This window comes from Pseudomonas sp. TMB3-21 (assembly GCF_054898145.1).
The window spans coordinates 2,540,679-2,565,000 of sequence record NZ_CM142718.1; the positions used below are offsets into that span (position 1 = coordinate 2,540,679).

Annotated in this window: 22 protein-coding genes and 1 pseudogene; 15 read left to right on the forward strand and 8 right to left on the reverse strand. The window is 56.4% G+C overall.

All coding sequences use genetic code 11. The features are described from left to right. Positions 1–10: 10 nt before the first annotated feature. Positions 11–589 (reverse strand): NADPH-dependent FMN reductase, encoded by a 579-nt coding sequence (locus ACYZTS_RS11730; protein ID WP_461996026.1) that lies wholly within the window; start codon positions 587–589, stop codon positions 11–13. 146 nt (positions 590–735) lie between these two features. Between ACYZTS_RS11730 and ACYZTS_RS11735 the strand changes: the two genes are divergently transcribed. Further along, entirely contained in the window at positions 736–1,644 is a 909-nt protein-coding gene (locus tag ACYZTS_RS11735; protein ID WP_461996027.1) for a LysR family transcriptional regulator, read from the forward strand. Positions 1,645–1,903: 259 nt separating this feature from the next. Beyond that, on the forward strand, positions 1,904–2,308 hold the full coding sequence (locus ACYZTS_RS11740; RefSeq protein WP_461996417.1) for a GFA family protein: 405 nt from the start codon (positions 1,904–1,906) through the stop codon (positions 2,306–2,308). A 243-nt stretch (positions 2,309–2,551) separates the two neighbouring features. Here ACYZTS_RS11740 and ACYZTS_RS11745 read toward each other — a convergent pair whose 3' ends face one another. Next, on the reverse strand, positions 2,552–3,844 hold the full coding sequence (locus tag ACYZTS_RS11745) for an RES family NAD+ phosphorylase (protein WP_461996028.1): 1,293 nt from the start codon (positions 3,842–3,844) through the stop codon (positions 2,552–2,554). A gap of 218 nt (positions 3,845–4,062) precedes the next feature. Next, positions 4,063–7,056 (reverse strand): TrlF family AAA-like ATPase, encoded by a 2,994-nt coding sequence (locus ACYZTS_RS11750; protein ID WP_461996030.1) that lies wholly within the window; start codon positions 7,054–7,056, stop codon positions 4,063–4,065. Positions 7,057–7,351: 295 nt separating this feature from the next. Between ACYZTS_RS11750 and ACYZTS_RS11755 the strand changes: the two are divergent. The 4 genes and pseudogenes from ACYZTS_RS11755 to ACYZTS_RS11770 form a co-directional block, all read left to right on the forward strand. Beyond that, positions 7,352–7,510: pseudogene (locus ACYZTS_RS11755) on the forward strand (hemin ABC transporter substrate-binding protein); the annotation flags it as partial. 50 nt (positions 7,511–7,560) lie between these two features. Beyond that, complete coding sequence (locus tag ACYZTS_RS11760; protein ID WP_461996419.1) at positions 7,561–8,544, forward strand: FecCD family ABC transporter permease; 984 nt, start codon at positions 7,561–7,563, stop codon at positions 8,542–8,544. Then, complete coding sequence (locus ACYZTS_RS11765) at positions 8,544–9,311, forward strand: heme ABC transporter ATP-binding protein (protein WP_461996032.1); 768 nt, start codon at positions 8,544–8,546, stop codon at positions 9,309–9,311. The genes ACYZTS_RS11760 and ACYZTS_RS11765 overlap by 1 nt, the downstream gene beginning before the upstream one ends. Positions 9,312–9,332: 21 nt before the next feature. Next, complete coding sequence (locus ACYZTS_RS11770; RefSeq protein WP_461996033.1) at positions 9,333–10,178, forward strand: ChaN family lipoprotein; 846 nt, start codon at positions 9,333–9,335, stop codon at positions 10,176–10,178. A 230-nt stretch (positions 10,179–10,408) separates the two neighbouring features. Here the strand turns inward: ACYZTS_RS11770 and ACYZTS_RS11775 are convergent, their stop codons facing one another. From ACYZTS_RS11775 to ACYZTS_RS11790, 4 genes are all read right to left on the reverse strand, one after another. Beyond that, positions 10,409–11,209 (reverse strand): Crp/Fnr family transcriptional regulator, encoded by an 801-nt coding sequence (locus ACYZTS_RS11775; RefSeq protein WP_461996035.1) that lies wholly within the window; start codon positions 11,207–11,209, stop codon positions 10,409–10,411. 14 nt (positions 11,210–11,223) lie between these two features. Beyond that, on the reverse strand, positions 11,224–11,496 hold the full coding sequence (locus ACYZTS_RS11780) for a TfoX/Sxy family protein (protein WP_028623036.1): 273 nt from the start codon (positions 11,494–11,496) through the stop codon (positions 11,224–11,226). 238 nt (positions 11,497–11,734) lie between these two features. Continuing rightward, positions 11,735–12,079: a pentapeptide repeat-containing protein gene (locus ACYZTS_RS11785; RefSeq protein ID WP_461996037.1), complete on the reverse strand. Its 345-nt coding sequence runs from the start codon at positions 12,077–12,079 to the stop codon at positions 11,735–11,737. Positions 12,080–12,168: 89 nt separating this feature from the next. After that, complete coding sequence (locus tag ACYZTS_RS11790) at positions 12,169–13,725, reverse strand: bifunctional aminoglycoside phosphotransferase/ATP-binding protein (protein ID WP_028623038.1); 1,557 nt, start codon at positions 13,723–13,725, stop codon at positions 12,169–12,171. Positions 13,726–13,842: 117 nt separating this feature from the next. Between ACYZTS_RS11790 and mrcB the strand changes: the two genes are divergently transcribed. Genes mrcB through ACYZTS_RS11805 form a run of 3 tightly spaced genes read left to right on the forward strand, consistent with a single transcriptional unit; the run spans position 13,843 to position 17,238 of the window. Further along, the gene (mrcB, locus tag ACYZTS_RS11795; protein WP_461996039.1) at positions 13,843–16,167 is read left to right on the forward strand and encodes a penicillin-binding protein 1B; all 2,325 of its coding nucleotides are present in this window, start codon (positions 13,843–13,845) and stop codon (positions 16,165–16,167) included. A 16-nt stretch (positions 16,168–16,183) separates the two neighbouring features. Continuing rightward, positions 16,184–16,903 (forward strand): tetratricopeptide repeat protein, encoded by a 720-nt coding sequence (locus ACYZTS_RS11800; protein WP_461996041.1) that lies wholly within the window; start codon positions 16,184–16,186, stop codon positions 16,901–16,903. Beyond that, positions 16,903–17,238, forward strand: coding sequence for a YqcC family protein (locus ACYZTS_RS11805; protein ID WP_461996043.1), 336 nt, complete (start codon positions 16,903–16,905; stop codon positions 17,236–17,238). The genes ACYZTS_RS11800 and ACYZTS_RS11805 overlap by 1 nt, the downstream gene beginning before the upstream one ends. A 120-nt stretch (positions 17,239–17,358) precedes the next feature. Here ACYZTS_RS11805 and ACYZTS_RS11810 read toward each other — a convergent pair whose 3' ends face one another. After that, on the reverse strand, positions 17,359–17,775 hold the full coding sequence (locus ACYZTS_RS11810) for a DUF4124 domain-containing protein (protein ID WP_461996045.1): 417 nt from the start codon (positions 17,773–17,775) through the stop codon (positions 17,359–17,361). Positions 17,776–18,174: 399 nt separating this feature from the next. Between ACYZTS_RS11810 and ACYZTS_RS11815 the strand changes: the two genes are divergently transcribed. The 6 genes from ACYZTS_RS11815 to msrQ all read left to right on the forward strand — a co-directional run bounded on the left by ACYZTS_RS11815 (position 18,175) and on the right by msrQ (position 24,158). Beyond that, positions 18,175–19,899: an acetolactate synthase 3 large subunit gene (locus tag ACYZTS_RS11815; protein ID WP_028623043.1), complete on the forward strand. Its 1,725-nt coding sequence runs from the start codon at positions 18,175–18,177 to the stop codon at positions 19,897–19,899. A 2-nt stretch (positions 19,900–19,901) separates the two neighbouring features. After that, a complete protein-coding gene (gene ilvN / locus ACYZTS_RS11820) occupies positions 19,902–20,393 on the forward strand; it encodes an acetolactate synthase small subunit (protein WP_003176102.1) in 492 nt (163 codons plus the stop codon). A 48-nt stretch (positions 20,394–20,441) separates the two neighbouring features. Further along, complete coding sequence (gene ilvC / locus ACYZTS_RS11825) at positions 20,442–21,458, forward strand: ketol-acid reductoisomerase (RefSeq protein ID WP_007948647.1); 1,017 nt, start codon at positions 20,442–20,444, stop codon at positions 21,456–21,458. Between the two features lie 145 nt (positions 21,459–21,603). After that, on the forward strand, positions 21,604–22,461 hold the full coding sequence (gene pssA / locus ACYZTS_RS11830) for a CDP-diacylglycerol--serine O-phosphatidyltransferase (RefSeq protein ID WP_461996047.1): 858 nt from the start codon (positions 21,604–21,606) through the stop codon (positions 22,459–22,461). A gap of 63 nt (positions 22,462–22,524) precedes the next feature. Further along, positions 22,525–23,538 (forward strand): protein-methionine-sulfoxide reductase catalytic subunit MsrP, encoded by a 1,014-nt coding sequence (gene msrP / locus ACYZTS_RS11835; protein WP_461996049.1) that lies wholly within the window; start codon positions 22,525–22,527, stop codon positions 23,536–23,538. After that, a complete protein-coding gene (gene msrQ / locus ACYZTS_RS11840; protein WP_461996051.1) occupies positions 23,538–24,158 on the forward strand; it encodes a protein-methionine-sulfoxide reductase heme-binding subunit MsrQ in 621 nt (206 codons plus the stop codon). Before msrP ends, msrQ begins: the two co-directional genes overlap by 1 nt. Positions 24,159–24,322 lie beyond the last annotated feature (164 nt).

The window sequence follows — 24,322 nt, forward strand, 5'->3', positions numbered from 1 at the left end:
TCTGCCTCAGCTATTGATATTGGCTTACTAGCTCATAGGGCTTCTGTTCTCGTGCAATCTTCAGAGCTCTGGCCCACCAGTTGAGCTGGACGAGCATTCTCGCCATGGGAAGTCTTGCCTGATTTTGCAGGCGCAAGACCCCACACTCATCGAAGAGCGTCCAGGGATTAGGAAATGTCACAAAGCTGCAGATGGGTACCGCGTGTTGCCCCGCCACTACTTGACGAAGCTGCCCGATAGCGTTCATTCCGCCAGACTCGCCGCCGTACCCGATGAATGCCACCGGCCTGGCCTGCCAACGAATTGCTACCTTGTCGATGATTGCTTTCAATTTCGCGGAATACCCGTTGCTCCGCTCCGAAGCGAGGATCAGGAAAGCATCAGCTGTGGCAAGCTGACGCAAGATTTCTCGTCGCTGAGGTTGACCGTCATCGTGAGGGCCACCCACAAGGTGGGTGGGCTCAAGTAGACAGCACTCGAACTCGGCGCGCTGAGCTATAACTTCCGTGGCCCACGTCACCAGCGCAGGACCGATCTCCTCTTCATCCTTGCCGTCGTAGATCAGGATCAGTTTTACCTTGCTGTTCATCTCATCCTCCAGACTGGACATCTATAGCGGTGGCACGCCTGTTGCTAAGTTTCGAGGCTCAACACGGGCTCTGGAGAACAGAATAAGAGTGGCGTTTCGGCAGATATAGCCGGTGCTCAGGCATACAACTTGTGACTTGAATTCAAATGAGACGACTAGACATAAACTGCTTTGCCGAGATGAGCGTATTCGTCAGGGTTGTCGAGGACGGTGGATATACAGCTGCGGCCAAGAGTTGCGCGATGAGCCCCTCCGCGGTGAGCAAGCTGATCTCTCGGCTGGAGAATAGGTTGGGCACCCGCTTGCTCAATCGCTCGACGCGACGACAGCTGCTTACTCCCGAAGGGACGGCTTTCTATGAGCGCAGTCTGACAATCCTGGCCGCTCTCGATGAGGCTGAGCAAGAAGCAGCCGCCAGCTCGGCACCACAGGGGACCGTGCGGGTAAACTGCAACGTGGACATAGGGTGCTTGTACCTGTTGCCGCTGCTGAACGAGTTCCTCGGCTACCACCCTGGGGTGTCGGTAGAGATTTTCCTCAGTGATGAGGTTGTTGATCTCATCAGCTCGCGGGCAGATGTAGCGATCCGCAGCGGGCCCCTCAAGAGTTCCAACCTCGTGGCCAGGCGCCTGGGTGAGACTCGAACACTTATCGTGGCGTCACCGCTCTATCTCGAAACGCATGGCACTCCGACGTTGCCCTCGGATCTCGCGTCCCACAACTGCCTGGGATTCACATTCAACCAGCCAAGTATGGAGTGGGGCTTCGTGGATGGGGACGGCCAGTCGTTTTCTATACACGTGACCGGCAACACTCGAGTCAGCGATGGCCATGGTGTCAGGAACCTGGCGATCCTCGGGCTTGGCCTTGCGCGCGTAGGCTTCTGCCAGGTCGAGCAGGACTTGGCCGCTGGGCAGCTCCTGCCAGTTCTAGAGGATTTCATGCCCCCGGGGAAAACTGAGGTGCATGCGGTTTACGTCGGGCAAGGAGGTCGGTTGCCCACACGCGTCAGGGCTTTCATGGATTTCCTTGCGGCGAACCTTAAGATTAATTGACCGGGCGGGCTGCAGCGCTGCCGAGCGAAGTCAGTTCAGGTGGTACTCATGGAATCCATCTGAGCGCAAAACTCCAACTAGCCGAATGCAGACGGCCTAAGCGGCAGCTATTGGCCGATTCTGTTGAAAAAGTCAGATTTTCAGATCGCCTGAACTTACGCACACCACCGGAGAACCTACTCACCACATTGAGCGGTTTTTCGGCCCTTTGTTGACCTTTGTTCCTCAGTTAGTGGGTTAGTTTGAGGTTTTTGGCTTGGTGCAGGCGCACCTATCCCGTGACTGGTGCCTTTGCACAGCAATCCGTTACGAGCTACTGACGACGCCAAAAGCAGTGAGTCATTGTCACTGCGGTCAATGCCGCAAAGGTCACGGGGCAGCATTCGCTTCGTATGGAAGCGTGCCCCGTATCGCACTACGGATACTCAACGGCGCCGGGCACATCACCAGGTATTCTTCTTCAGAATCGGTGCTTCGCGAGTTCTGCGCGCGGTGTGGCTCGACTTTGTTCTGGTCACGTTCCCAAGGTGAATTTACCGATTGGGTTTCGATTGCACTGGGCACACTCGACAGCCCCTTCACGTCTCAGAAGCAAAAACACGTTCATATCGACTCCAGAGTTCACTGGTATACGCCATCCAGCTCATCGCCTCAGATGGAATGACCGCTATGGATCGTTCTCTGCCGGTCATGTCCGCGAAACGTGCTGGCCAAATACGATGCAAATGGCTGGTCATGCCGAATGCAAATGGGTGGGCAATTCTGTGCAATTACCCACCTAGGCGGATCGTCAGTCACCGTCCGGCGAACTGACCTATCTAAAGCACTCGCCGACACGTTTGCCGGCGCAGCGGGCGATTGAGATTAATGAGTTGCTGCAGCATCTACTGTGATCGAACTACACAAATTAGAAATCAACGGCGTTAAACCGGAAGCGGCGGGAACGATCGACCGGATAGGCAGTGCAATCGACTTTTACTTTGTTTACGTGATGGACTTCCAGTGATTCTGGCAGAACCTCTAATGTCTCTGGTCGCGGTTTCTCATTACCATTCGAGTTTATCTGATAGTGTGCTTGAGCAGTGGGCGCAGTTGCTTGATCTTCTGGATTGGGAATCTCCTCGACAACGCTGTAGTCGGGGTACCAGCCGTCCTCATCGCAGCAAGCGATGTTTGCGATCAAGCTCGTTCCTTCTGGCAAAACGGTGCCCTTGACACGAGATGCCTTGTGAAAGAGCACAACGTTTTCGCCCTTTTCTGCTTGCGTAGACCGGAAGATGATTCCATCAAGCGATGGCTCATTTTCGGTTGCGAGAAAATCAGAGACTGCTTGGGTAGGAAGGTAATCAAATTCCTGATCATCAGGCATCACAGGTCTAGTCAATTTGTTACTTAGCGTACGGAGAAACGCAACCCGTCCTAGCCGCTTCGCCAGTCCGGGATCAAATATACTTCCGCCATCGAAAGCATCTCCCAGCGCGGACAAATCCAAAAGCCGCAGCGGACGGATGATTTTGAAGGCCGCCAACGCTACATCACTACCTACCGGAGGGCGTACCTCAGCGAGAGCAGCCTCCTTGTGAGTCGCACCATAAAATACCGCGATACCGCGAGCATTCATTCTACCTGCGGATGCAGCACGTGCAGGAGGAGGGCCTAAATGCTTATCTGGACGACATATTGCCTGCTTCAAAGCGTCAGATGCCTGAAATACCCTCGCTCTAAACAACACTTCGATCGTCTGTCCAGGGCCAGCCTCTACCACGAGGGGCAGGCCTTTTCTGGTGCGCAGCATGTCTATGCCACCGAAAACTTCCGTCAGGTGATCAGCAGCCTCGCGGCTAAAATACCTCGCCTCCGTTCGCATTTTATTCTCGAAGCTTATCCAGTTTTCCTCCCAAATCGTGCTGCTGACCGGGGTCTGAATATAATGAGCTTCCGCGTCATATTCGGATTCTTCGCCCATAGCAGCGCTGTCAAAATCAAAGTACCGCTCGCTTAGAATCTCTATTACGTCATCAATTACTTGGTCTGAAATGCCAGCCGCCAACTCGAGGGCTTCGCGTGTTGGAGAGCCCTCGCGATCCCACTCGTAGGTCGACTCTTTGTCCCGTAGCAACCGGAGTTGCCAGTCGTCAGGATCAGGAGCTGTTCGAATGTAGTGCTCGGCAAATGCTCGCTCGATGTGATCCGCCAGCATATCAATCGACCAGCATCGACGTGTTTGCCCGGAGCAGTATCCGCATTTCGTTCTTATTCCAGAGGCTTGGATTAGGCCACTGAGAAACTCTTCACCAACGCAGTGGTGACAGATATCCGTCACGTGTTATTCCCCTTTTGCTAAAGCTACTGCATGAGCCAATCGAGCTTTTTCCATGCTGCCGGGATGAGTCGGTCGGCTCGACGGTGGTAGATCCGTCATTCATCCGGCTGTTCTGCGGTCAGGACATCATCCCACCGGAACCGATATCTTCGCTCACGCTCTAGGAACGCTCGGTTTCCCCCTTCAAGTATGTTGCACACAGCCTGTCGAATATCACGGTTCTCCAGTGCGCCTGCCTTGTAGCTTATGTTTGGTAAACCCTCGGAATTACCTCGCTCTGAGCTTGCGACTATGACCTGATCTGCGTCGGTATTGACCACCAAATTGGCATTGTGTGTCACAAGGATGACCTGACGACGCTTTCTCGCTTCTCGGAAATGGGGAACCAGTTCGTCATAGACAGATTGAGGATCGAGGTTTTCCTCTGGTTGGTCGACAATCAAAGGTCTCCTGTCACGCTTGTCGATGGCCAGGTATAACAGCAAAAGTACAATACCCCGTGTGCCAGGCGACAGCTTCTCGATCGCGACCCCGTCGAATGCAATTCCGTATTCGACCTGGATGTGGCCCGTATCATAGAGCCACGCTGCAATCTCTTGTGTCCGTCGACTACGCTCTTCAATGGACAGGTTTTTTGGAATGGAGCTCATCAGATCTTGAGAGAACGAATCACGGAAGCTTTCCATCGCTTCTGCAACATCCTGTGGCGTTCCGCTGCACCAAGCCTCCAATAGATACTGCTCCGCCTCCTTGCGTAAAGTCCCTTTGCCCCTGAGCTTTTCGGCAACCCTTAGGTCGATAAATCCTTCACCAGCTTTCGTCCAAGAATCGAGCGAAACTCGACGTTTTACGATCACCTTAAGCTTCGCCAGCGCACCTGTGGCGTTGCGCAATTCGGCCTCCAAGGGGGCATAGAGATTTTGCAGCTGCTCCTCTTCCTCGATATACGATTGAAACACTTCCAGGTGTATATCTCTACGCGCGGATATCAAGTCTTTCTTGCGCGCCTCCGCTCCTTCAGATGCGCTGATCTGCGCGTCGAGACGCTTCAAAGCAGCTTCATCGCTACGAATCTTGGCCTGGAGTTCGTCATATTTTCGTTGCTGCAAGATGTCGATTCCGACTTCCTTGCGGATTGCGATAAGCCGTTGCTCTAATTCCGTCAGCGGTGGCTGGTGGCTGGAATCAAGACTCTGATCCCGTACAGAGCGATCCCCCTCTTTGAGCAGCGTTATATTTCTACGAACTGCATTTTCTTTCGTCTTAAGTATTTCCGTGACGTTTCCAAAAAAAACAAGTTTGAAGGCTGTCCATTCCTCTTGGGACAGGCCTGCCCCAGCATAATTTGTCTGCATCTCCCGCCATCTGGCGGGCTCGTCAAAATCCATCAGGTCACTTACTTCCGCCGCGAGGTCACCGACCTTTTGCAGTTGTAGATTTAGGCCTTCGACTCTTTGTTGCAAGGCCCGATAGGTATCTTCCATGTCGGCGAGCACCTTGGCTCGGGCCTCACGACCCTTCGGAATCAAAGCTGCCGCCTCTTTTTTGAGTTTTTCCACTTGCTGAACGCTTAAGGAACGTTTAGCTCGTAGACCCGCGAGATTTCTCTGACTGATATCTTCTGTGGCAATTTGTTCGGAAAGGCGTTCGACTCGCTGCCGCAACCCAGCCTGCCTAGCCCGGATAGGATGCAAGACTGTATTTGCAAGCTGCGCGAAGGTATCTGCCTCCAAGCGGTTAATCGGATTGATAGCTTCGAAAACAACTCGCTCGACTTCCTTTCTCAGATCAGTAGCCAGGCCCGATGAGGAGCAGAGTTGGTCAACAAACTGCTGGGATAGATATCGCACTCCAGGTGCGGGGGGATCGCCTGCATCCCAGTCCCGCGAGGGAGTGAAATCAGCTACCGTTGTTGCACCATCCCCCCAGTCCAAATGAATGACGGCATCTTTCAGATAGTTTTTCGGCTTCGTTGCTCGAGATAGAAAAGAAACTTCTGAGGACCGTTCGCTGACCGAATTAGTCGCGTGGGCAATCAGCTCGACCAACGCCGTTTTCCCTGAACCTCTGGCTCCAATAATGGTGACCAAACCTGGGTTGATCTGGATGTGATGGTTCTCGAGCCAAGCAGTACCCGACGTGCTCATTGAACTGATGGAATAAGATGGCAAGCTCGTGTCCGGACACTCCGAACCAATCCAAACCCGTTCTTCAGGCTCCAGGACTGTTTGCAGCAAGGTATCAAATGTGAGATCCCCCTTTATCCAGCAATACCTGTCATCAGCAGGCTTCCCCACCTTGGCGTCTGCGTGCGCATCACATCCGTGAAGGCAAGGCTTCAAAAAACGGTATTTTTTTTCTATGGCCTTGCGATCTAACGCACCTTGCCCAAGCCAGTACTTGCGTGTGCCTGCATTGGAGGAAAAAACAATATGTGCAAGGCGCTCTATTTCCTGACGGGTGGCAGCAAATGAACTGTCGGCCTGTAACCCCGCGGTGCCGTCAACGCTACTGCCAGAAACTGCTACGAGCACATTTTCCTGCGCCCATCCATCTTTGAGTAGATGCTTCACATCACTCAACTGGGTTTTAAATTGGTTTGCGCCGATTCGCCGAGCGGCGGCATCGTCGATTGTCCGTCCATGAAATGCTCGCCCAAGTTGCGCCAGCTCACTTTCGGTACAGGCGTACTTTCGATCGTGGAACTCGAATGTGAGCTTGGATAAAAGTCGATCTATATGCTCTAAGTGATCGGGTTCTTCAGGGGAGAAGAGAAGATGAAGATTGATTCCCTTCGCTTTTTCGGTCTTGATGTCGAGTCTCATTTCCACGTTGGGAAAGATCAACCCCACTTCTGACAGCCGCCCCAGCGATTTCCATCGCCGGATCGTCCGATAACTTTCGATAGAAAAATAGTCCGTTATACCTAAGGCTTGGATAGAAGGAGCGGCGGCTTCCAGCGCGGTGAGGTAGAGATTCCAATCGCCATCAAATTGGTCGTTGAGCAAGGTACCAGGGGCGTGGATGTGTGGATCCCAACGTTTCCAAGAAGAACCAGTAAAGCTAGAAGGGTTGTCTTGAGGGCGCATACGCTATCCATTGCAAATTTTAGGGAATCATTCAGAAGCAATGTGCCACTAGGTAAGCGAAATTGTAAGCGCTATATGACTGCCATCTGCCGGCAGGAATCGGCCAGTTCAAATTGCAGGCGCGATAAGACAATTCTTAGCTCGATTGGGACGACCAGCGTGTGGTTTATGAGGATCAGAAGTGAAAATTTTTATTCGGAAATATGAACTTCCTGTAACAGAAAATCAGTTACGTGCCGCCTCATCCAATATCTATTGGGTCTAGAGGGGGGTAACAGTAAATATGATTACCTTTTTCACGGAAAATCCGGTCCTGTCCTCAACCCGCGCAGCCCGCAACGCGCGCGTTATGGAGCTTGATCCAACGTTGCTGGTAGGCGGGCTCGGGCCACGCTTGCCTGATGCGCTTGAAACACTGTCGGACGGTTTCTTTCCCGGCACTGCCGGGCAATGACAGTCCTGGTCAAACCGCGCACATTGTTCATTGGCCTGAGCCTCCTGTGTTTGCTGGCGATCTGGCTGTCACTGGCGCTTGGGCCGGTGAGCTTGCCGTTGTTAGACACACTGCGCGTTGGCTTGCGCATGCTCGGGCTGCCGATTTCGGCGGATGGTTTGGAGCAGGCGGAACTGATCCTCGGCCAGATTCGTTTACCCCGCACTTTACTGGGGTTGGCGGTGGGCGGTGTGCTGGCGCTTTCGGGCGTGGCGATGCAGGGCTTGTTTCGAAATCCGTTGGCCGATCCGGGTCTGGTGGGGGTTTCAGGTGGTGCGGCATTAGGCGCTGCAGTGGCGATTGTCGGCGGCTCGTTGCTCGGTGGGTTGCCTGAATTCCTTGGGCCGTATCTGCTGTCGCTGTGCGCTTTTCTCGGAGGTCTCGCGGTGACGGCATTGGTCTATCGACTGGGCCGGACTAACGGCCGCACCGATGTTGCAACAATGCTTTTGGCCGGCCTTGCCTTGACAGCGCTGGCCGGCGCCATCGTAGGTCTGTTCACCTACCTGGCGGACGACGCGACCTTGCGCACGCTGACGTTCTGGAATCTGGGTAGCCTCAACGGCGCCAGTTACTCGCGACTGTGGCCGCTCTTGTTGATCAGTCTCGGCGTAGCGCTGTGGTTGCCGCGTCGGGCCAAAGCATTGAATGCTTTGTTACTCGGAGAGTCGGAGGCCGGTCACCTGGGTATCGACGTTGAACGGCTCAAACGCGAACTTGTGCTGTGCACGGCATTGGGAGTCGGCGCCGCCGTGGCGGCAGCGGGAATGATTGGTTTTGTCGGATTGGTCGTGCCGCACCTGGTACGACTGCTGTCAGGGCCAGATCATCGAGTGTTGCTGCCAGCCTCGATACTGGCGGGCGCCAGTCTGCTGTTGTTTGCAGATCTTGTAGCGCGTCTGGCGCTGGCGCCGGCCGAATTGCCGATCGGTATCGTCACCGCAATGATAGGTGCGCCGGTCTTTCTGTATTTGCTGTTGCGAGGGCGAGCCTGATGCTGCGAACGCAGAACCTGCACATCCGCCGGGGCGGCAAAATCGTGTTGACGGACATCACCCTCGAGCTCAAGCCAGGAGAAATCCTCGGCGTCCTGGGCCCCAACGGTGCCGGCAAAAGCACGCTGTTGGGCGCTTTGTGTGGTGAGCTGCAAGCTGATCACGCAAGTGTATGGCTCGATAAGCGCGAACTGCGCGACTGGACCGGTGCACAACGAGCGCAACGCCTGGCGGTATTGCCGCAAGTATCAACCCTGGACTTCGCCTTTCGCGTCGAGGAAGTGGTGGGCATGGGCCGCTTGCCGCATCAAAGCGGCAAGGTGCGCGATGATGAAATTATCGCGGCGGCATTGCAGGCCGCCGACGCCGGCCATTTGCTGGGGCGCAGCTATCTGGCGCTGTCCGGCGGTGAGCGTCAGCGGGTGCATCTGGCTCGGGTTTTGGCGCAACTATGGCCGGGCGAAACGGGACAGACGCTGTTGCTTGATGAGCCGACCTCAATGCTCGACCCTTTGCACCAGCACACCACGTTACAGGCAGTGCGCGAGTTTGCCGACCGCGGCGCTGCAGTGCTGGTGATCCTGCATGATTTGAATCTGGCGGCACGCTATTGTGACCGTCTGTTGCTGCTGCAAGGTGGACGGCCCGTCGCGCTCGATACACCGGAGCGGGTACTGCGTCCGGAACCACTGAAAGCCGTTTTCGGTCTGGAAGTGCTGGTACAAGCACATCCGGAGCGCGGGCATCCGCTGATCATCGCCCGCTGATCTGTTCAAAGAGGGAAGGGCATGCGTTTGATATTTATTGCGGCGCTGTTGCTGATGAGTGCCTGTCAGCATGCACCACCACCGGTTGTGGGCGAAATTCGCGATTTGCGCAACGGCCAGGCCGTGACGCCCCGCGAACTGATCGCGCAGATGGCCAAGCCTTCCCGATTGATTGTGGGTGAACAACACGACAATCGCGATCACCACGCGCTGCAGCTGTGGTTGTTACAGACGCTGGGACAGCAGCGACCTCAAGGCAGTTTGCTGTTGGAAATGCTCACGCCGGATCAACAACCCAAAGTAGACGCAGTGCGACGTTCGTCTTCCATGCCGGCAGATTTGCCTGCCGCGCTGGCCTGGCAGGAGGGGTGGGACTGGACGCTTTACGAGCCCGTGATCCGCTTTGCATTGAGTCAGCCCTATCCACTGTTGGCGGCCAACCTGGATGCTGTCGAGCTGCGCGTCTTTTATGCCAAACCCTTAACCTTGAGCGGCGCGCGATCAAATGCTGCCTCGGTCAAAAATGAGTTGCTGGCGCAAATCGGTGAATCCCATTGTGGCCTGCTGCCCACCGCGCACATGCCGGCAATGCTCGCGGTGCAGCAACAACGTGACCGGCGCATGGCCGAACGCTTGCTTGAGGCGCCGACACCGGCTGTGCTATTCGCCGGCGCTTACCATGCACGCAAGGACGTCGGTGTGCCCATCCATGTACTTGACTTGGGTGCGCCCGAAGCGCCAACGATTTTGATGCTGGCCAAGGAGGGCAGTGAGGTCACGGCGGCAATGGCCGATTACGTCTGGTACACACCCGCCATGCCGGCTGTGGATTACTGCGCAGAGATGCGCAAGCAGTTCGAGAAGTAAGCGCAATTTTCTGCAGGCAAAAAAAGACCCGACAAGAGCCGGGTCAAATAACCGTGATTAGCCTGATGAGGAGATATCTGAGAGTCCGAACCAAGGGCTTTTCAAATATCGACCAGTCTCGCGACCAGTTGTGATAATCATAGCGATTCTCATTAGCGTGTCAACCGTTCATTTTCATTTGCCCTGAAAGCCGCGTTCTTCTGCGCTGCAGCCCTTGTTGCTACCGGCCTTCAGGCAACATTGGCAGATTTGCTCAGTTGGATAATCTGCTTGTTCAGATGATCAATGCGCCGAGCCATGCTCTCGATCAGACTGTGAGCAATCTTGGGATTGCTTTGGGTCAGCGTCAGAAACTGGTCTTTGGGAATCAACATCACGGTGCTCGGTTCGCTGGCGATCACGCTGGCGTTGCGTCTTTCACTGGTGAACACCGCCATCGCCCCGAAAATCTCATCCTTGGGCACATCACCCACTTTGACGCCGTCGACGAATGCTTCGGCATGGCCCTCGATGATGACAAATACATGGTCCGCCTCATCGCCCTGACTGATCAGTACTTCACCACGGGCAACGCGCTGGAAACCGTTGGTGCTACGAAACTCTGGCTGTTTAAGGCGAGCGACCGCATCGGATAGCAGCGCGGTCTGGCCGGTCAGGTATTCCAGAAAGGACTCTGAGCGTTGCTCGTCAGCAAATATGTGCTGGAACACTTCTGATCGCCGATAGGGACGCAATGTCACCGGGTTGTCGCTGCACAAACGCAACCGCGGCATATCCCGATCCTGACGCAAGCCAATCAGATCGCCTTCGTGCAGATAAAACAACGGGCGGTCATTGACGCACCCGTGCAGCGAACCGGTTTCCAGCACAAATATCTGATCGCCGGGCAGAGACGCCCCCACATCGTCCGTGGCTGCAACCTCCAGTGTCGGGCCACTTGGAGACAGCTGAGCCAGGAGATGGCCGGGAATGGTTTGCAGTCGATTGATCAAAGCATCGGCGTAAGCCGGTTGTTCCCCAAGTAAATACATTCAGCGTCGCCCGTTCAGTTCTTGTGGCGTGACGAGATTGCCTCAAGTTGTTTGTTCAAGGCTTCCTTGCGCTCCGCCGGAATTTCGTTCCAGTGCACATCCATCAACGCCCCTTCAATGGCATACAACAGTACCTTGGAAGCTCGAAATCCGCGCGTGCGTACGGCTCGATAGGCATCCACCGCGCCCAGGCGACGCAGATCCGAAGCGCTGTGAATGCCGACGGCGTGCAGCCATTGTGCCGATGTCTTGCCAAGATTTTTCAGGTGCTGCAATTCATCATTCATCAAGCCTCCTTGCGACGGCCGAATGGTGCGTGGGCAAGCCTTTGAGGAGTGTAGTCATCAGTAGGAAAAGTGCGTTTTTTTGGAATATTTCAATGCGAAAAGGTTCTAAGACGCCAGGACTGGCGGCAGCTTAAGAGGCGCGAGGCCGCAGGACGCGGCGCATGAGAGAAGTATTACGGACAAATATTGACCGTAGTCCGACACAAGCGGGGCCGCCGGACTTGGTCAACCGCAGCGTTCAGCGGGTGCGGTAGCGCAGACGCGTACCGAAATTCATCGACATCAGAATTTCGTCTGCACTCAACTCCACTGGGAAGTAAGCGCCGGATATCTGCGCGTGGGCCAGGCTCGCGCCTTGCAGATTGGAATTTCTGAAATCGATGCCACGAAGGTCGGCTGAACGGAAATAGGCATCGCCGAAGTCGACGCCGTCAGCGTTCAGTTCGCGCAGGTCCAGACCGCGGAAGTCGCCACCGACCATATCGACGGCACCGCCTGACGGGCGTTCGTTGTTGAACCCGGTGATATCGTCTTTGTGCAGCAGGGCATAAAGCGGGGTATCTAGAATTTTGGGCTGGCTCATGTCACATACCTGTTGGTTTTATGGCGCCAGTATAGTGCCACTATTTGGTAGCCGTGAAGCGGGCAGAGCTCCACGGCTGAAATATTTTTTTACAGGCCGGGCAGACGCTGGCGGATTTGTGCGACAACGGTGTCGAGTGTTCCGCTCTCGTTGGTCTGAACGCGTTTGCTGTAAAGGATCTCTGCTGGCGTCAGCGCTTCGCGACAGGCTTGTTGGGCTTCGATAACGGCCAAAGTGGCGTCGGACGGATCCTTGTTATCCGCCTGACGCAGCGTCAGCCAGCTCTCGATTACGGCCTGTGGGGCATTGCAATCCAGAATCAGGAACGGCGCGCCAGTTGACTCGGCGACGGCTGCGGCGCCATCGCGTTGATCGCGCTTGAGGTAGGTCGCATCAATGACCACCGGGAAACCTGCGTGCAGGATCACCCCGGCAATCTCATGCAAGCGTGCGTAGGTCGCAGCACTGGCCTCAGCACTGTAGATGCCGGCCTGTGGATCGTTGGCGACGGTTTGCTTCCCGAACAGACGCTTGCGTTCAATATCGGAGCGCAGGCGAATCGCGCCCAGCGCTTCGACCAGGCGCATGGCTACGTGGCTTTTGCCGACAGCGGAGACGCCGTGGGTGATCGCCATGAATCGCGAAGGAATCGTGCTGTAGCTTTCCGCGAGGTTGGCGTAGTTGCGGTACTGACGCAGGGTAGTGGCGCGCTGCACCGGATCGGCTTCGGCCGGCATGCTGAACAGGCTGACCTTCGCGCGAACCATGGCACGGTAGGCTTTATAGAAGTTCAACACCTCGAGGCCCTGATAATCGCCCGTGAGCTCCAGGTATTGGCTGACGAAGCGTCGGGCCAGGCTTTTCAGCCCACGATCTTCGAGGTCCATCGCGAGGAAACCGGTGTCGGCGTACACGTCGGTGAAACGGAACGGCTCGTTGAATTCGATGCAGTCGAAAATCACCACGCTGCCGTCGATGACGGTGGCGTTGCCCAAATGGATATCACCGTGGCATTCGCGGATGAAACCATCGGCCTTGCGCTGAGCGAACAATGGCTTGAGGCGTTCGAAGCTGCTTTCGGCCCACGCCTGCAGGGCGTCGAGTTGCAGCAGGTCGGCCTTGTCGCTGAGGAACGGGCGAATCTGCTCGAAGTTTTGCCGTACCGGTGCCATGACACTGTCCGGTGTGCCGGCATCATGTTCGGCGGGCACTTTAGGCGCGTCGAGGTGGAACTGAGCGATTTGCGCGGCCATCTCGTCGATGTGGGCAGTGGTCAACTCGCCATTGGCTTGCAGGGTGCTGAGCAACTGACTCTGGGGGAATTGACGCATTTTCAAAGCGAAATCGACGACCGGACCGTCGCCGCCCCACTGCGGTGCTTCGGCACTGCCCGTGATCGGCAACACTTCGAGATACAAATCGTTGGTCAGTCGCTGATTAAGACGGAGTTCTTCAGCGCAGAAATGCTCGCGGGCGTCGAGGCTGGTGAAATCCAGGAAACCGAAATTGACCGGTTTCTTCAATTTATAGGCGAAGGGGCCCGTGAGAATGACCCAGGAGATATGGGTCTCGATGACCTGAAACCCGTCTACAGGATGCGGGTAGAGGGCGGGATTTTGCAGGGCAGCGATCAGGGACTGGCTCACAGGCGTTCCTTCAGAGTCTGGGAAAATTCACGGCCGTCATTATGGCGGCAAGTCCGCCTGACGCAAACCTCGGAGGGCGTCTGTCGAGTATGAATAAAGTGCGTATAATCCGCCGCCATGACTCGTACTCGATCCCCCCGTACCCCCAAAAAACCACCTTCCAAGGGCATGCACCCCTGGCTGGGCTGGGCCCTTAAACTCAGTCTGGTAGGCCTTGTAGTGCTCGCCGGATTCGCGGTTTACCTTGACGCGGTCGTTCAGGAGAAGTTTTCCGGCAAGCGCTGGACTATTCCGGCGAAGGTGTATGCGCGCCCGCTCGAATTGTTTACCGGGCAGAAGTTGAGCAAGGAAGACTTCCTCACCGAGCTCGATGCGTTGGGCTATCGCCGTGAAAGCGTGAGCAACGGTCCGGGCGCTGCGGCGGTTACCGGCAATACCGTCGACCTGAATACCCGTGGCTTCCAGTTTTATGAAGGCCTTGAGAAAGCGCAGCCCGTGCGCGTGCGGTTCTCCGGCGACTACGTGGCCGAACTGTCCGCTACCAACGGTTCGAAGCTTTCAGTCGTGCGCCTGGAGCCGCTGCTGATCGGCGGGATTTACCCGAAGAATCTCGAAGATCGCATTCTGATCAAGCTGGACCAGGTTCCGCCGTATCTGCTGGAAACACTGGTGGCCGTGGAAGACCGCGACTTCTATAGCCATTGGGGCGTCTCGCCGAAATCGATCGCCCGCGCTGTTTGGGTCAATACTTCCGGTGGCAGGATGACCCAGGGCGGCAGTACGCTGACGCAACAGTTGGTGAAAAACTTTTACCTCACCAGCGAACGCAGCCTGACCCGAAAACTCACCGAAGCCATGATGGCAATGCTGCTTGAGCTGCATTATGACAAGCGGGAAATTCTTGAGGCTTACCTTAATGAAGTGTTCGTCGGTCAGGACGGTCAGCGCGCGGTACACGGTTTCGGGCTGGCCAGCCAGTTCTTCTTCGGACAGCCGCTGTCGGAGCTGAAGCTGCACCAGGTAGCCATGCTGGTCGGCATGGTCAAAGGGCCTTCCTACTATAACCCGCGTCGTAATCCGGAGCGGGCGCTTGAGCGACGTAATCTGGTGCTCGATGTGCTTGAGCAACAAGGTGTTGCCAGTGCCGAGCAGATTGCCGCCGCGAAGAAAATGCCACTGGGTGTGACCACGCGCGGCAAGTTGGCCGATAGCTCGTTTCCCGGGTTTATCGACCTGGTCAAACGTCAGTTGCGCGAGGACTATCGGGACGAGGATTTGACCGAAGAAGGTCTGCGGATCTTCACCAGTTTCGACCCGATCCTGCAGATGAAAGCGGAAGCGTCGGTCAATGACACCTTCAAGCGCTTGTCCGGACGCAAAGGCTCCGATGAGGTGGAAGCGGCAATGGTCGTGACCAACCCGGAAACCGGTGAAGTGCAGGCCATGATCGGCAGTCGTCAGGCCAGTTTCGCCGGTTTCAACCGGGCGCTGGATGCGGTTCGGCCGATCGGATCGCTGATCAAACCGGCGGTTTACCTGACAGCACTGGAGAAACCCAGCCAGTACACGCTAACCAGTTGGCTGTCGGACGATTCGTTCTCGGTCAAAGGTGCGGACGGCCAGGTGTGGAAGCCACAGAACTATGATCGCCGGTCCCACGGTACGGTTTTCCTGTATCAAGGTCTGGCGCATTCCTACAACCTGTCGACCGCGCGGCTTGGTTTGGCGGTGGGTGTGCCGAACGTATTGAAAACCCTGGCACGTCTGGGTGTCAGTCGCGAATTTCCGGCGTACCCGTCTATGTTGCTGGGTGCGGGTGGTCTGACGCCGATTGAAGTGGCAACGATGTATCAGACCCTGGCCAACGGCGGCTTCAATACGCCGATGCGTGGCATTCGCAGCGTCTTGACGGCCGAGGGTGAGCCCCTCAAGCGCTATCCATTCCAGATTCAACAACGTTTCGACCCCGCTTCCATCTACCTGGTGCAGAGCGCCATGCAGCGCGTGATGCGAGAGGGCACCGGCAGTTCGGTGTACAAGGTGTTGCCGAAAACCCTGACCCTGGCGGGCAAGACCGGCACCAGTAACGATTCGCGGGACAGCTGGTTCGCGGGCTTCAGTCAGGATCTGCTGGCCGTTGTCTGGCTGGGGCGCGATGACAACGGCAAAACGCCGTTCACCGGTGCCACCGGTGCATTGCAAGTCTGGACCAGTTTCATGCGCAAGGCTGACCCGCTGCCGCTGGACATGCCGCAACCGGATAATATTGTCCAGGCCTGGGTGGATTCCCGGACGGGGCAAGGTGCCGATGGCAACTGCCCCGGCGCCGTGCAGATGCCGTATATTCGCGGCAGCGAACCGCCTCCCGGCCCGGCTTGCAGTGGCGAAAACCCTGCATCCGGTGAAACGGTGATGGATTGGGTCAAGGGCTGGATGAACTAAGCGAAGAGGGTTTGAAGTGAACAAGTGGTTGATTCCAGCGGTTACTGCCGTGGCTTTGCTCAGCGGTTGCTCCAGCGTGCAGCGCGGTTCGATTCCGGTTGTGGATTCCGGCAGCGCCGTGTCTAACAGCGAACGTGTTTCGGCAAACGGCGGGTTCCGTCAGACGACGGTCCAGCGCCCTGCGCAAAATCAGACTCAGGCGATCCCCCAGGGTGATACCGGTGTGGTCGTGATGGTGCCCGGTGGCGGCGCAGTCGCGTCGGCGCCGATCAGCACGGCACCGATCACTCCAGGCCCGATCGATACTTCGCCGGTGCAATCCGCGCCGGTCAATCAGGGCAGCTACAGCATGCCGGCGACGCCCAGCGGCATTCCGTCGACAAACTCGGGCGGTCTGTCTGCCGACGAACAACTCGACGGTCCGGTTTTGGCGCTGCTGACCACTGCCCAGCAACAGCAGGCGGGCGGCGATCTGAATGGCGCGACTTCCAGCCTCGAGCGCGCTCAGCGCGTTGCGCCACGTGAGCCGCAAGTGCTTTATCGACTGGCTCAAGTGCGCATGGCTCAAGGTGATGCAGCCCAGGCTGAGCAGCTTGCCCGTCGTGGTCTGACGTTCGCCAATGGTCGCCCTGCGCTGCAGGCCAGTCTGTGGGAATTGATCGCTCAGGCCCGTGAGAAACAGGGCGATTCCGCTGGCGCTGCATTGGCCCGTCAGAAGGCCAAGGTCGCTTCGTGATGGACGCACGCTTTCCGAAGATCGCTGAGCAGTTGCTGCTGATCGAGCGCGAACTGCGGGTTCAAGGCTGGTGGGACAATGAGTCGCCCTCAGTCGAAGCGTTGTCCAGTGTCGAGCCTTTCTCGGTCGACACACTGGATTTCGAGCAGTGGTTGCAGTGGATCTTCCTGCCGCGCATGAAGATTATCCTTGAACAGGATCTACCTTTACCGAACGCTTCCGGAATCCAGGAAATGGCCGGAATGGTTTTCGCGGCGCGCAATGTTCAAGGCAAGGATCGGCAATTGCAGGTTCTGCTCAGAGAGTTCGATCAGATGATCACGGCCTCGCGCTGACGATTAAGTACTTGTAGGAGCCGAGCTTGCTCGCGATGGCGGCGTAACATTCAACTGAAATGTTGAATGCGAGGCCGCCATCGCGATCAAGCTCGGCTCCCACAGGGTAGAGCGTCGGATTCAAGAGCAATTCTCCTTGATATGCCGCTGGGCTTCGACAATCCGCTCCTCACGCTGCTCTTCACTCAAGCGGCGCATTTCACCCTCCACATCTTCTCGCACGCGCGGATTGTTCTGCAGTTGCGCCAGATTCGTGCGTGCCTGTTCGCAAAATACCTTCAGCTCGGCTTGCTGTTCGGCGACCTGTCTTTTCACTTTTCTATCGATTGCCTGCTGATCGCCGATGGGCGAGCTGCCCTGCGACGACAGCGGTTTGCTGGCGGGCGGCGCGGATGGCGTCACGGTGCTCGCCTCCTGCCCTGGCGGCGGCTGAGCGCCGAAGTGAGTCACGCCTTGGGCGTCGACCCATTTGTAGATCTGGCCTGCCATGCACGCAGGGCCGATCAGCAGGCTGGCAATGAGGAACATCGATCGCATGGCATTTCCTTGTAGTGGGTTGCGCAATTGAAGCTAACACAGTGGCGCTTTGGCGGTTTTTTCTTGCTTTCTCATGTGCTTACTTCAATAAAGCACATTGACGACTTGACTTGGAGAGGGCGAAACAGAAGAATCCAAAGTCCGCTGTAGAGGGACTGCCAGAAGCAGACCCACTCGGCAGATCATGAGGCGCACACCCGCGCCGACCTGTTACACCCGCAACGCGTTACCTCGCGCTGGGTGGGAAAGGCCCGCAACACTGGGACGATCCCAATACTTGCTCAGTCAGTGCTGACGTAGTCGGCGACCACCGTCGCTCATGCTCTGCCGAGAAGTAAACCTATTAAGACCCGTCCTCTTGTATGTGGGCGGTATTCTGGCGTTTTAGAGGTGAACAACGTGGAGCTTTTATCTGGCGGTGAGATGCTCGTCCGCTTTTTGCGTGACGAAGGCGTCAAATACATCTACGGGTACCCGGGCGGTGCTCTTCTTCATGTCTACGATGCCCTGTTCAAAGAACCGGAAGTGACCCACATTCTGGTTCGTCATGAACAGGCCGCGACCCATATGGCTGACGGCTATGCCCGTGCCACCGGTAAAGCCGGTGTGGTACTGGTGACTTCCGGCCCGGGCGCGACCAACGCCATCACCGGTATTGCCACGGCCTACATGGACTCCATTCCGATGGTGGTCATTTCCGGCCAGGTGCCGAGCACCATGGTAGGCACCGACGCGTTCCAGGAAACCGACATGATCGGTATCTCCCGGCCGATCGTGAAGCACAGCTTCATGATCAAACACGCCTCGGAAATCCCGGAAGTCATGAAGAAAGCGTTCTACCTGGCGCAATCCGGTCGTCCTGGACCGGTCGTTGTCGATATTCCGAAAGACATGACCAACCCGGCCGAGAAATTCGAATACATCTTCCCGAAGAAAGCCAAGCTGCGTTCCTACAGCCCGGCCGTTCGTGGTCACTCCGGGCAAATTCGCAAGGCAGCAGAAATGCTGCTCGCGGCCAAACGTCCTGTGATGTACGCAGGCGGCGGCGTGATCCTCGGTGGTGGCTCCGCGCCGCTGACCGAACTGGCGAAAATGCTCAACCTGCCAGTCACCAATACCCTGATGGGCTTGGGTGCTTATCCTGGCACTGACCGTCAGTTCATCGGCATGCTCGGCATGCACGGCAGCTACACCGCCAACCTGGCGATGCACCATGCCGATGTGATCCTCGCAGTCGGCGCGCGTTTTGATGACCGCGTGATCAACGGCCCGGCGAAGTTCTGCCCGAACGCCAAGATCATTCACATCGATATCGACCCGGCTTCGATTTCCAAGACCATCAAGGCCGACGTGCCTATCGTTGGTCCGGTCGAGAGCGTCCTGACCGAAATGGTCGCGATCCTCAAGGAAATCGGCGAGACCCCGAACAAGGACTCGGTCGCCAGCTGGTGGAAGCAGGTCGATGAGTGGCGCGGTGATCGCGGTCTGTTCCCTTACGACAAGGGCGACGGTAGCGTCATCAAACCTCAGACCGTGATCGAAACCTTGTGCGAAGTCACCAAGGGCGATGCTTATGTCGCCTCCGATGTTGGCCAGCACCAGATGTTCGCCGCTCAGTACTACACGTTCAACAAGCCGAATCGCTGGATCAACTCCGGCGGTTTGGGAACCATGGGTTTCGGTTTTCCGGCAGCCATGGGTATCAAGTTGAGCTTTCCGGATGATGACGTCGTCTGCGTGACGGGCGAAGGCAGCATCCAGATGAATATCCAGGAGCTGTCGACCTGCCTGCAGTACGGCTTGCCGGTCAAGATCGTCATTCTGAACAACGGCGTGCTCGGCATGGTTCGTCAATGGCAGGACATGAGTTATGGCAGCCGTCACTCTCACTCCTACATGGAATCGTTGCCTGATTTCGTCAAGCTGGCCGAGGCTTATGGTCACGTCGGCGTGCGCATCACCGATTCGAAAGACCTGAAATCGCAGATGGCAGAGGCGTTCGCCATGAAAGACCGTCTGGTAATCATTGATGTGTCGGTCGATACCAGCGAGCACGTCTACCCGATGCAGATCAAAGACGGCTCCATGCGCGATATGTGGCTGAGCAAGACGGAGCGTACATAATCATGCGGCACATTATTTCCCTGCTTCTGGAAAACGAACCCGGCGCTCTGTCTCGTGTAGTCGGCCTGTTCTCGCAGCGCAACTACAACATCGAAAGCCTGACCGTGGCGCCAACCGAAGACCCGACGTTGTCGCGTCTGACGCTGACCACCGTGGGGCACGATGAAGTGATCGAACAGATCACCAAGAACCTGAACAAACTGATCGAGGTGGTCAAGCTGGTCGACCTGTCGGAGAGTGCTCACATCGAGCGCGAACTGATGCTGGTCAAGGTCAAGGCTACGGGCGCCCAGCGCGCCGAGATCAAACGCACCACCGATATTTACCGTGGGCAGATCGTCGATGTCAGCGCCAGCGTGTATACCGTTCAATTGACCGGTACCAGCGACAAGCTCGACAGCTTCATTCAGTCCATCGGCACCGCTTCGATTCTGGAAACCGTCCGCAGTGGCGTAACCGGTATCGCCCGCGGCGACAAAGTACTCAGCATCTAAACCAAATTAGTGAATGGCCTGAACGGCCTGGATATATAGGGGAATTTCATGAAAGTTTATTACGAAAAAGACTGCGACCTGTCGATCATCCAGGGCAAGAAAGTTGCCATCATCGGTTACGGTTCCCAGGGCCACGCTCAAGCGTGCAACCTGAAAGACTCCGGCGTGGACGTCACCGTTGGCCTGCGTAAAGGTTCGGCGACTGTTGCCAAAGCTGAAGCTCACGGCCTGAAAGTGACCGACGTTGCTTCTGCTGTCGCCGCTGCCGACCTGGTCATGATCCTGACCCCGGACGAATTCCAGTCTGCCTTGTACAAGAACGAAATCGAGCCGAACATCAAGAAAGGCGCCACCCTGGCCTTCTCCCACGGTTTCGCGATTCACTACAATCAGGTTGTTCCACGCGCTGACCTCGACGTGATCATGATCGCGCCGAAAGCACCGGGCCACACCGTGCGTTCCGAATTCGTCAAGGGCGGCGGTATTCCTGACCTGATCGCTATCTATCAGGATGCTTCGGGCAACGCCAAAAACGTTGCGCTGTCCTACGCTGCCGGCGTTGGTGGCGGTCGTACCGGCATCATCGAAACCACCTTCAAGGACGAAACCGAAACTGATCTGTTCGGCGAGCAAGCCGTTCTCTGTGGCGGTACCGTTGAACTGGTCAAAGCCGGTTTCGAAACCCTGGTTGAAGCTGGCTACGCGCCGGAAATGGCCTACTTCGAATGCCTGCACGAATTGAAACTGATCGTTGACCTCATGTACGAAGGCGGCATCGCCAACATGAACTACTCGATCTCCAACAACGCCGAATACGGCGAGTACGTGACCGGCCCGGAAGTGATCAACGCCGAATCCCGTCAGGCCATGCGCAACGCTCTGAAACGTATTCAGGACGGCGAATACGCGAAGATGTTCATCAGCGAAGGCGCGACCGGCTATCCTTCGATGACCGCCAAGCGTCGTAACAACGCTGCTCACGGCATCGAAATCATCGGCGAGCAGCTGCGCTCCATGATGCCGTGGATTGGTGCCAACAAGATCGTCGACAAAGCCAAAAACTAAGTCGCACTCTTGTACGGAAGACGCGGCCCAGGCCGCGTTTTTTCGTTTGGGGGGTCGGTTCTGGTATAAAGCTGCATCGTTTGCGGCCGAAGGTTGTCGCAGACACTTGTCGTAATTTTTTCCACCCAGTTGCAAGGTATTGTCCATGAGCGAACGTCCCGAAGAGCCAAACCAGGCTTCTGACGCCGAAAGCCTGCTGCCCATCGATGAACATGTCGAAGAAGGGCACGACGCTGAAGGCCGTAAAGTCCGGCATCGTGGTATCTATCTTCTGCCGAATCTGTTCACCACCGCGAACCTGTTCGCGGGGTTTTATTCCATCATCAACTCCATGAGTGCCCAAGCGGCCCTGAGTGCCGGTGACTCGGTCAACGCGAGCAAGTACTTCGCTTTTGCCGCGATCGCCATCTTTGTTGCGATGGTGCTTGACGGTCTCGACGGCCGTGTTGCGCGCATGACCAATACGCAAAGCGCTTTCGGCGCCGAGTACGACTCTCTGTCCGACATGGTTGCCTTTGGTGTTGCACCGGCATTGCTGGCGTTTGCCTGGGCTTTGGGCGATATGGGCAAAGTCGGCTGGATGGTGGCCTTCATCTATGTGGCTGGCGCGGCGCTTCGCCTGGCACGCTTCAACACTCAGGTCGGCACTGCGGACAAACGCTACTTCATCGGTCTGGCCAGTCCGGCCGCGGCGGGTGTGGTCGCGGGTATAGTCTGGGCTTTCAGCGATTTCGGAATCCAGGGTTCGAAGATGTCATTCCTGGTCGCCTTGATGGTTGCCGCTGCCGGCATGCTGATGGTCAGTAACATCAAATACAACAGCTTCAAGGAGCTGGATCTCAAAGGGCGTGTGCCTTTCGTGGCGATCCTGGCTGTCGTCCTGGTGTTTGCAGTGGTGTTCAGTGATCCGCCGCGAATCCTGCTGTTGGTGTTCCTCGCTTATGCGGCCTCGGGTCCGGTGCAATATTTGCTGCATTTGCGTCGGCGCAAAACATTGCCTTAATGTAATGTTCCCCATACTCCGCAGTCTATTGGTGCATCAGTTCTCCAAAGCTGCGGAGTTGCCATGTTAATCAAATTGCCAAAAACGTCCGATTGCCTCGAATCGGAAGTCACCCCCGAATCCTTTTATGTTTCTCGCCGCAGCTTGCTGGGTGGAGCGCTGGCCGCTGTCGCCGCCAGTAGTCTTCCGAGCTGGGCCAGTGCAGATCAGCCTGCGCTTTATCCCGGTGTTGAGCCGGGCAGGGCACCCGGCTGGTTCAACGACAAGCTGCCGGCTACCAAATGGCAAGCGGTTACCGTCAAAGACGAGGCGATCACGCCGTTCAAGGACGCGACTCACTACAACAACTTTTATGAGTTTGGCACTGATAAGGGCGATCCGGCAGCGAATGCCGGCTCCCTCAAGACCGAACCGTGGAGTGTGGTGATCGACGGTGAAGTGGCCAAGCCGGGGCGTTATGCGCTGGAAGACTTCATGAAGCCCTATCAGCTGGAGGAGCGCATCTATCGCCTGCGCTGCGTAGAAGCATGGTCGATGGTGATTCCGTGGATCGGTTTTCCCATCGCAGCGTTGCTCAAGCAAGTTGAGCCAACGTCCAAAGCGAAGTTCATCCGATTTGAAACGCTGCAGGACCCCAAGACCATGCCCGGACAGCGCTCCGGTTTTGCTCTGATTGACTGGCCTTATGTAGAAGGGCTCCGTCTGGATGAAGCAATGAATCCGTTGGCGATTCTTGCGGTGGGCATGTACGGTCGCGAATTACCTAACCAGAACGGTGCGCCGCTACGCTTGGTGGTGCCATGGAAGTACGGCTTCAAAAGCATCAAATCCATTGTGCGCATCAGCCTGGTCAGTGAGCAGCCGAAAACCACCTGGCAAAGTATTGCGGCCGACGAGTACGGCTTTTATGCCAACGTGAACCCGACTGTTGATCACCCTCGCTGGACTCAGGCGCGGGAGCGCCGTCTGCCGAGCGGGTTGTTCAAGCCCAATGTGCGTGATACCCAGATGTTCAACGGGTACTCGGAGGAAGTCGCTTCTTTATATGCTGGGCTCGATTTGCGGAAGAATTACTGATGCGCTATCCGTTCTGGCATGTGGGCGTCTTTATAGCCGCGGCGATTTGGCCGCTGCTTTGGCTATATGAAGCGTGGGCCGATGTGCTTGGGCCGGATCCTGGCAAAGTGCTGGTGGATCGCCTCGGCCTGGGTACGCTGATATTGTTGCTGATTACCTTGTGCATGACTCCACTGCAAAAGCTCACTGGCTGGGCGGGGTGGATATCTGTCCGGCGCCAACTGGGTCTGTGGTGCTTCGCTTATGTAGTCCTGCATTTGTCGGGGTACACCGCTTTCATCCTAGGTTTTGATTGGTCTCAACTCGGCGTGGAGTTGCGCAAGCGGCCATACATCATAGTCGGGGCGCTGGGTTTTCTTGGCTTATTGGCACTGGCGGTAACTTCCAATCGCTACAGTCAGCGACGCTTGGGGGCTCGCTGGAAAAAGCTGCATCGCTTGGTTTATGGAGTTTTAGCGCTGGGATTGCTGCACATGTTGTGGATCGCGCGTGCCGACCTCAAGGAATGGGCTATCTATGCATCTATAGGTGCTGTTCTGTTAGCCCTACGTTTGCCTGGTGTTGCTCGGCGAATTCCGCGCCTTGGTGCAAAAAAACCAGATTCTCCAGGAAAAGCGTAAATTAGGGGTTGACGGCAGATTCAGGAAGTCTATAATTCGCCCCACTTCCGGCGCAGTCGAAACGGAAAACTCCTTGGTAAACAATGAGTTAAGCGGTTTTCGACAGTGGCTTGCTTCAGATCATCGAAGCCTGGAAGGAGTTGGAAGAGCGGTGTTGTTTGGCT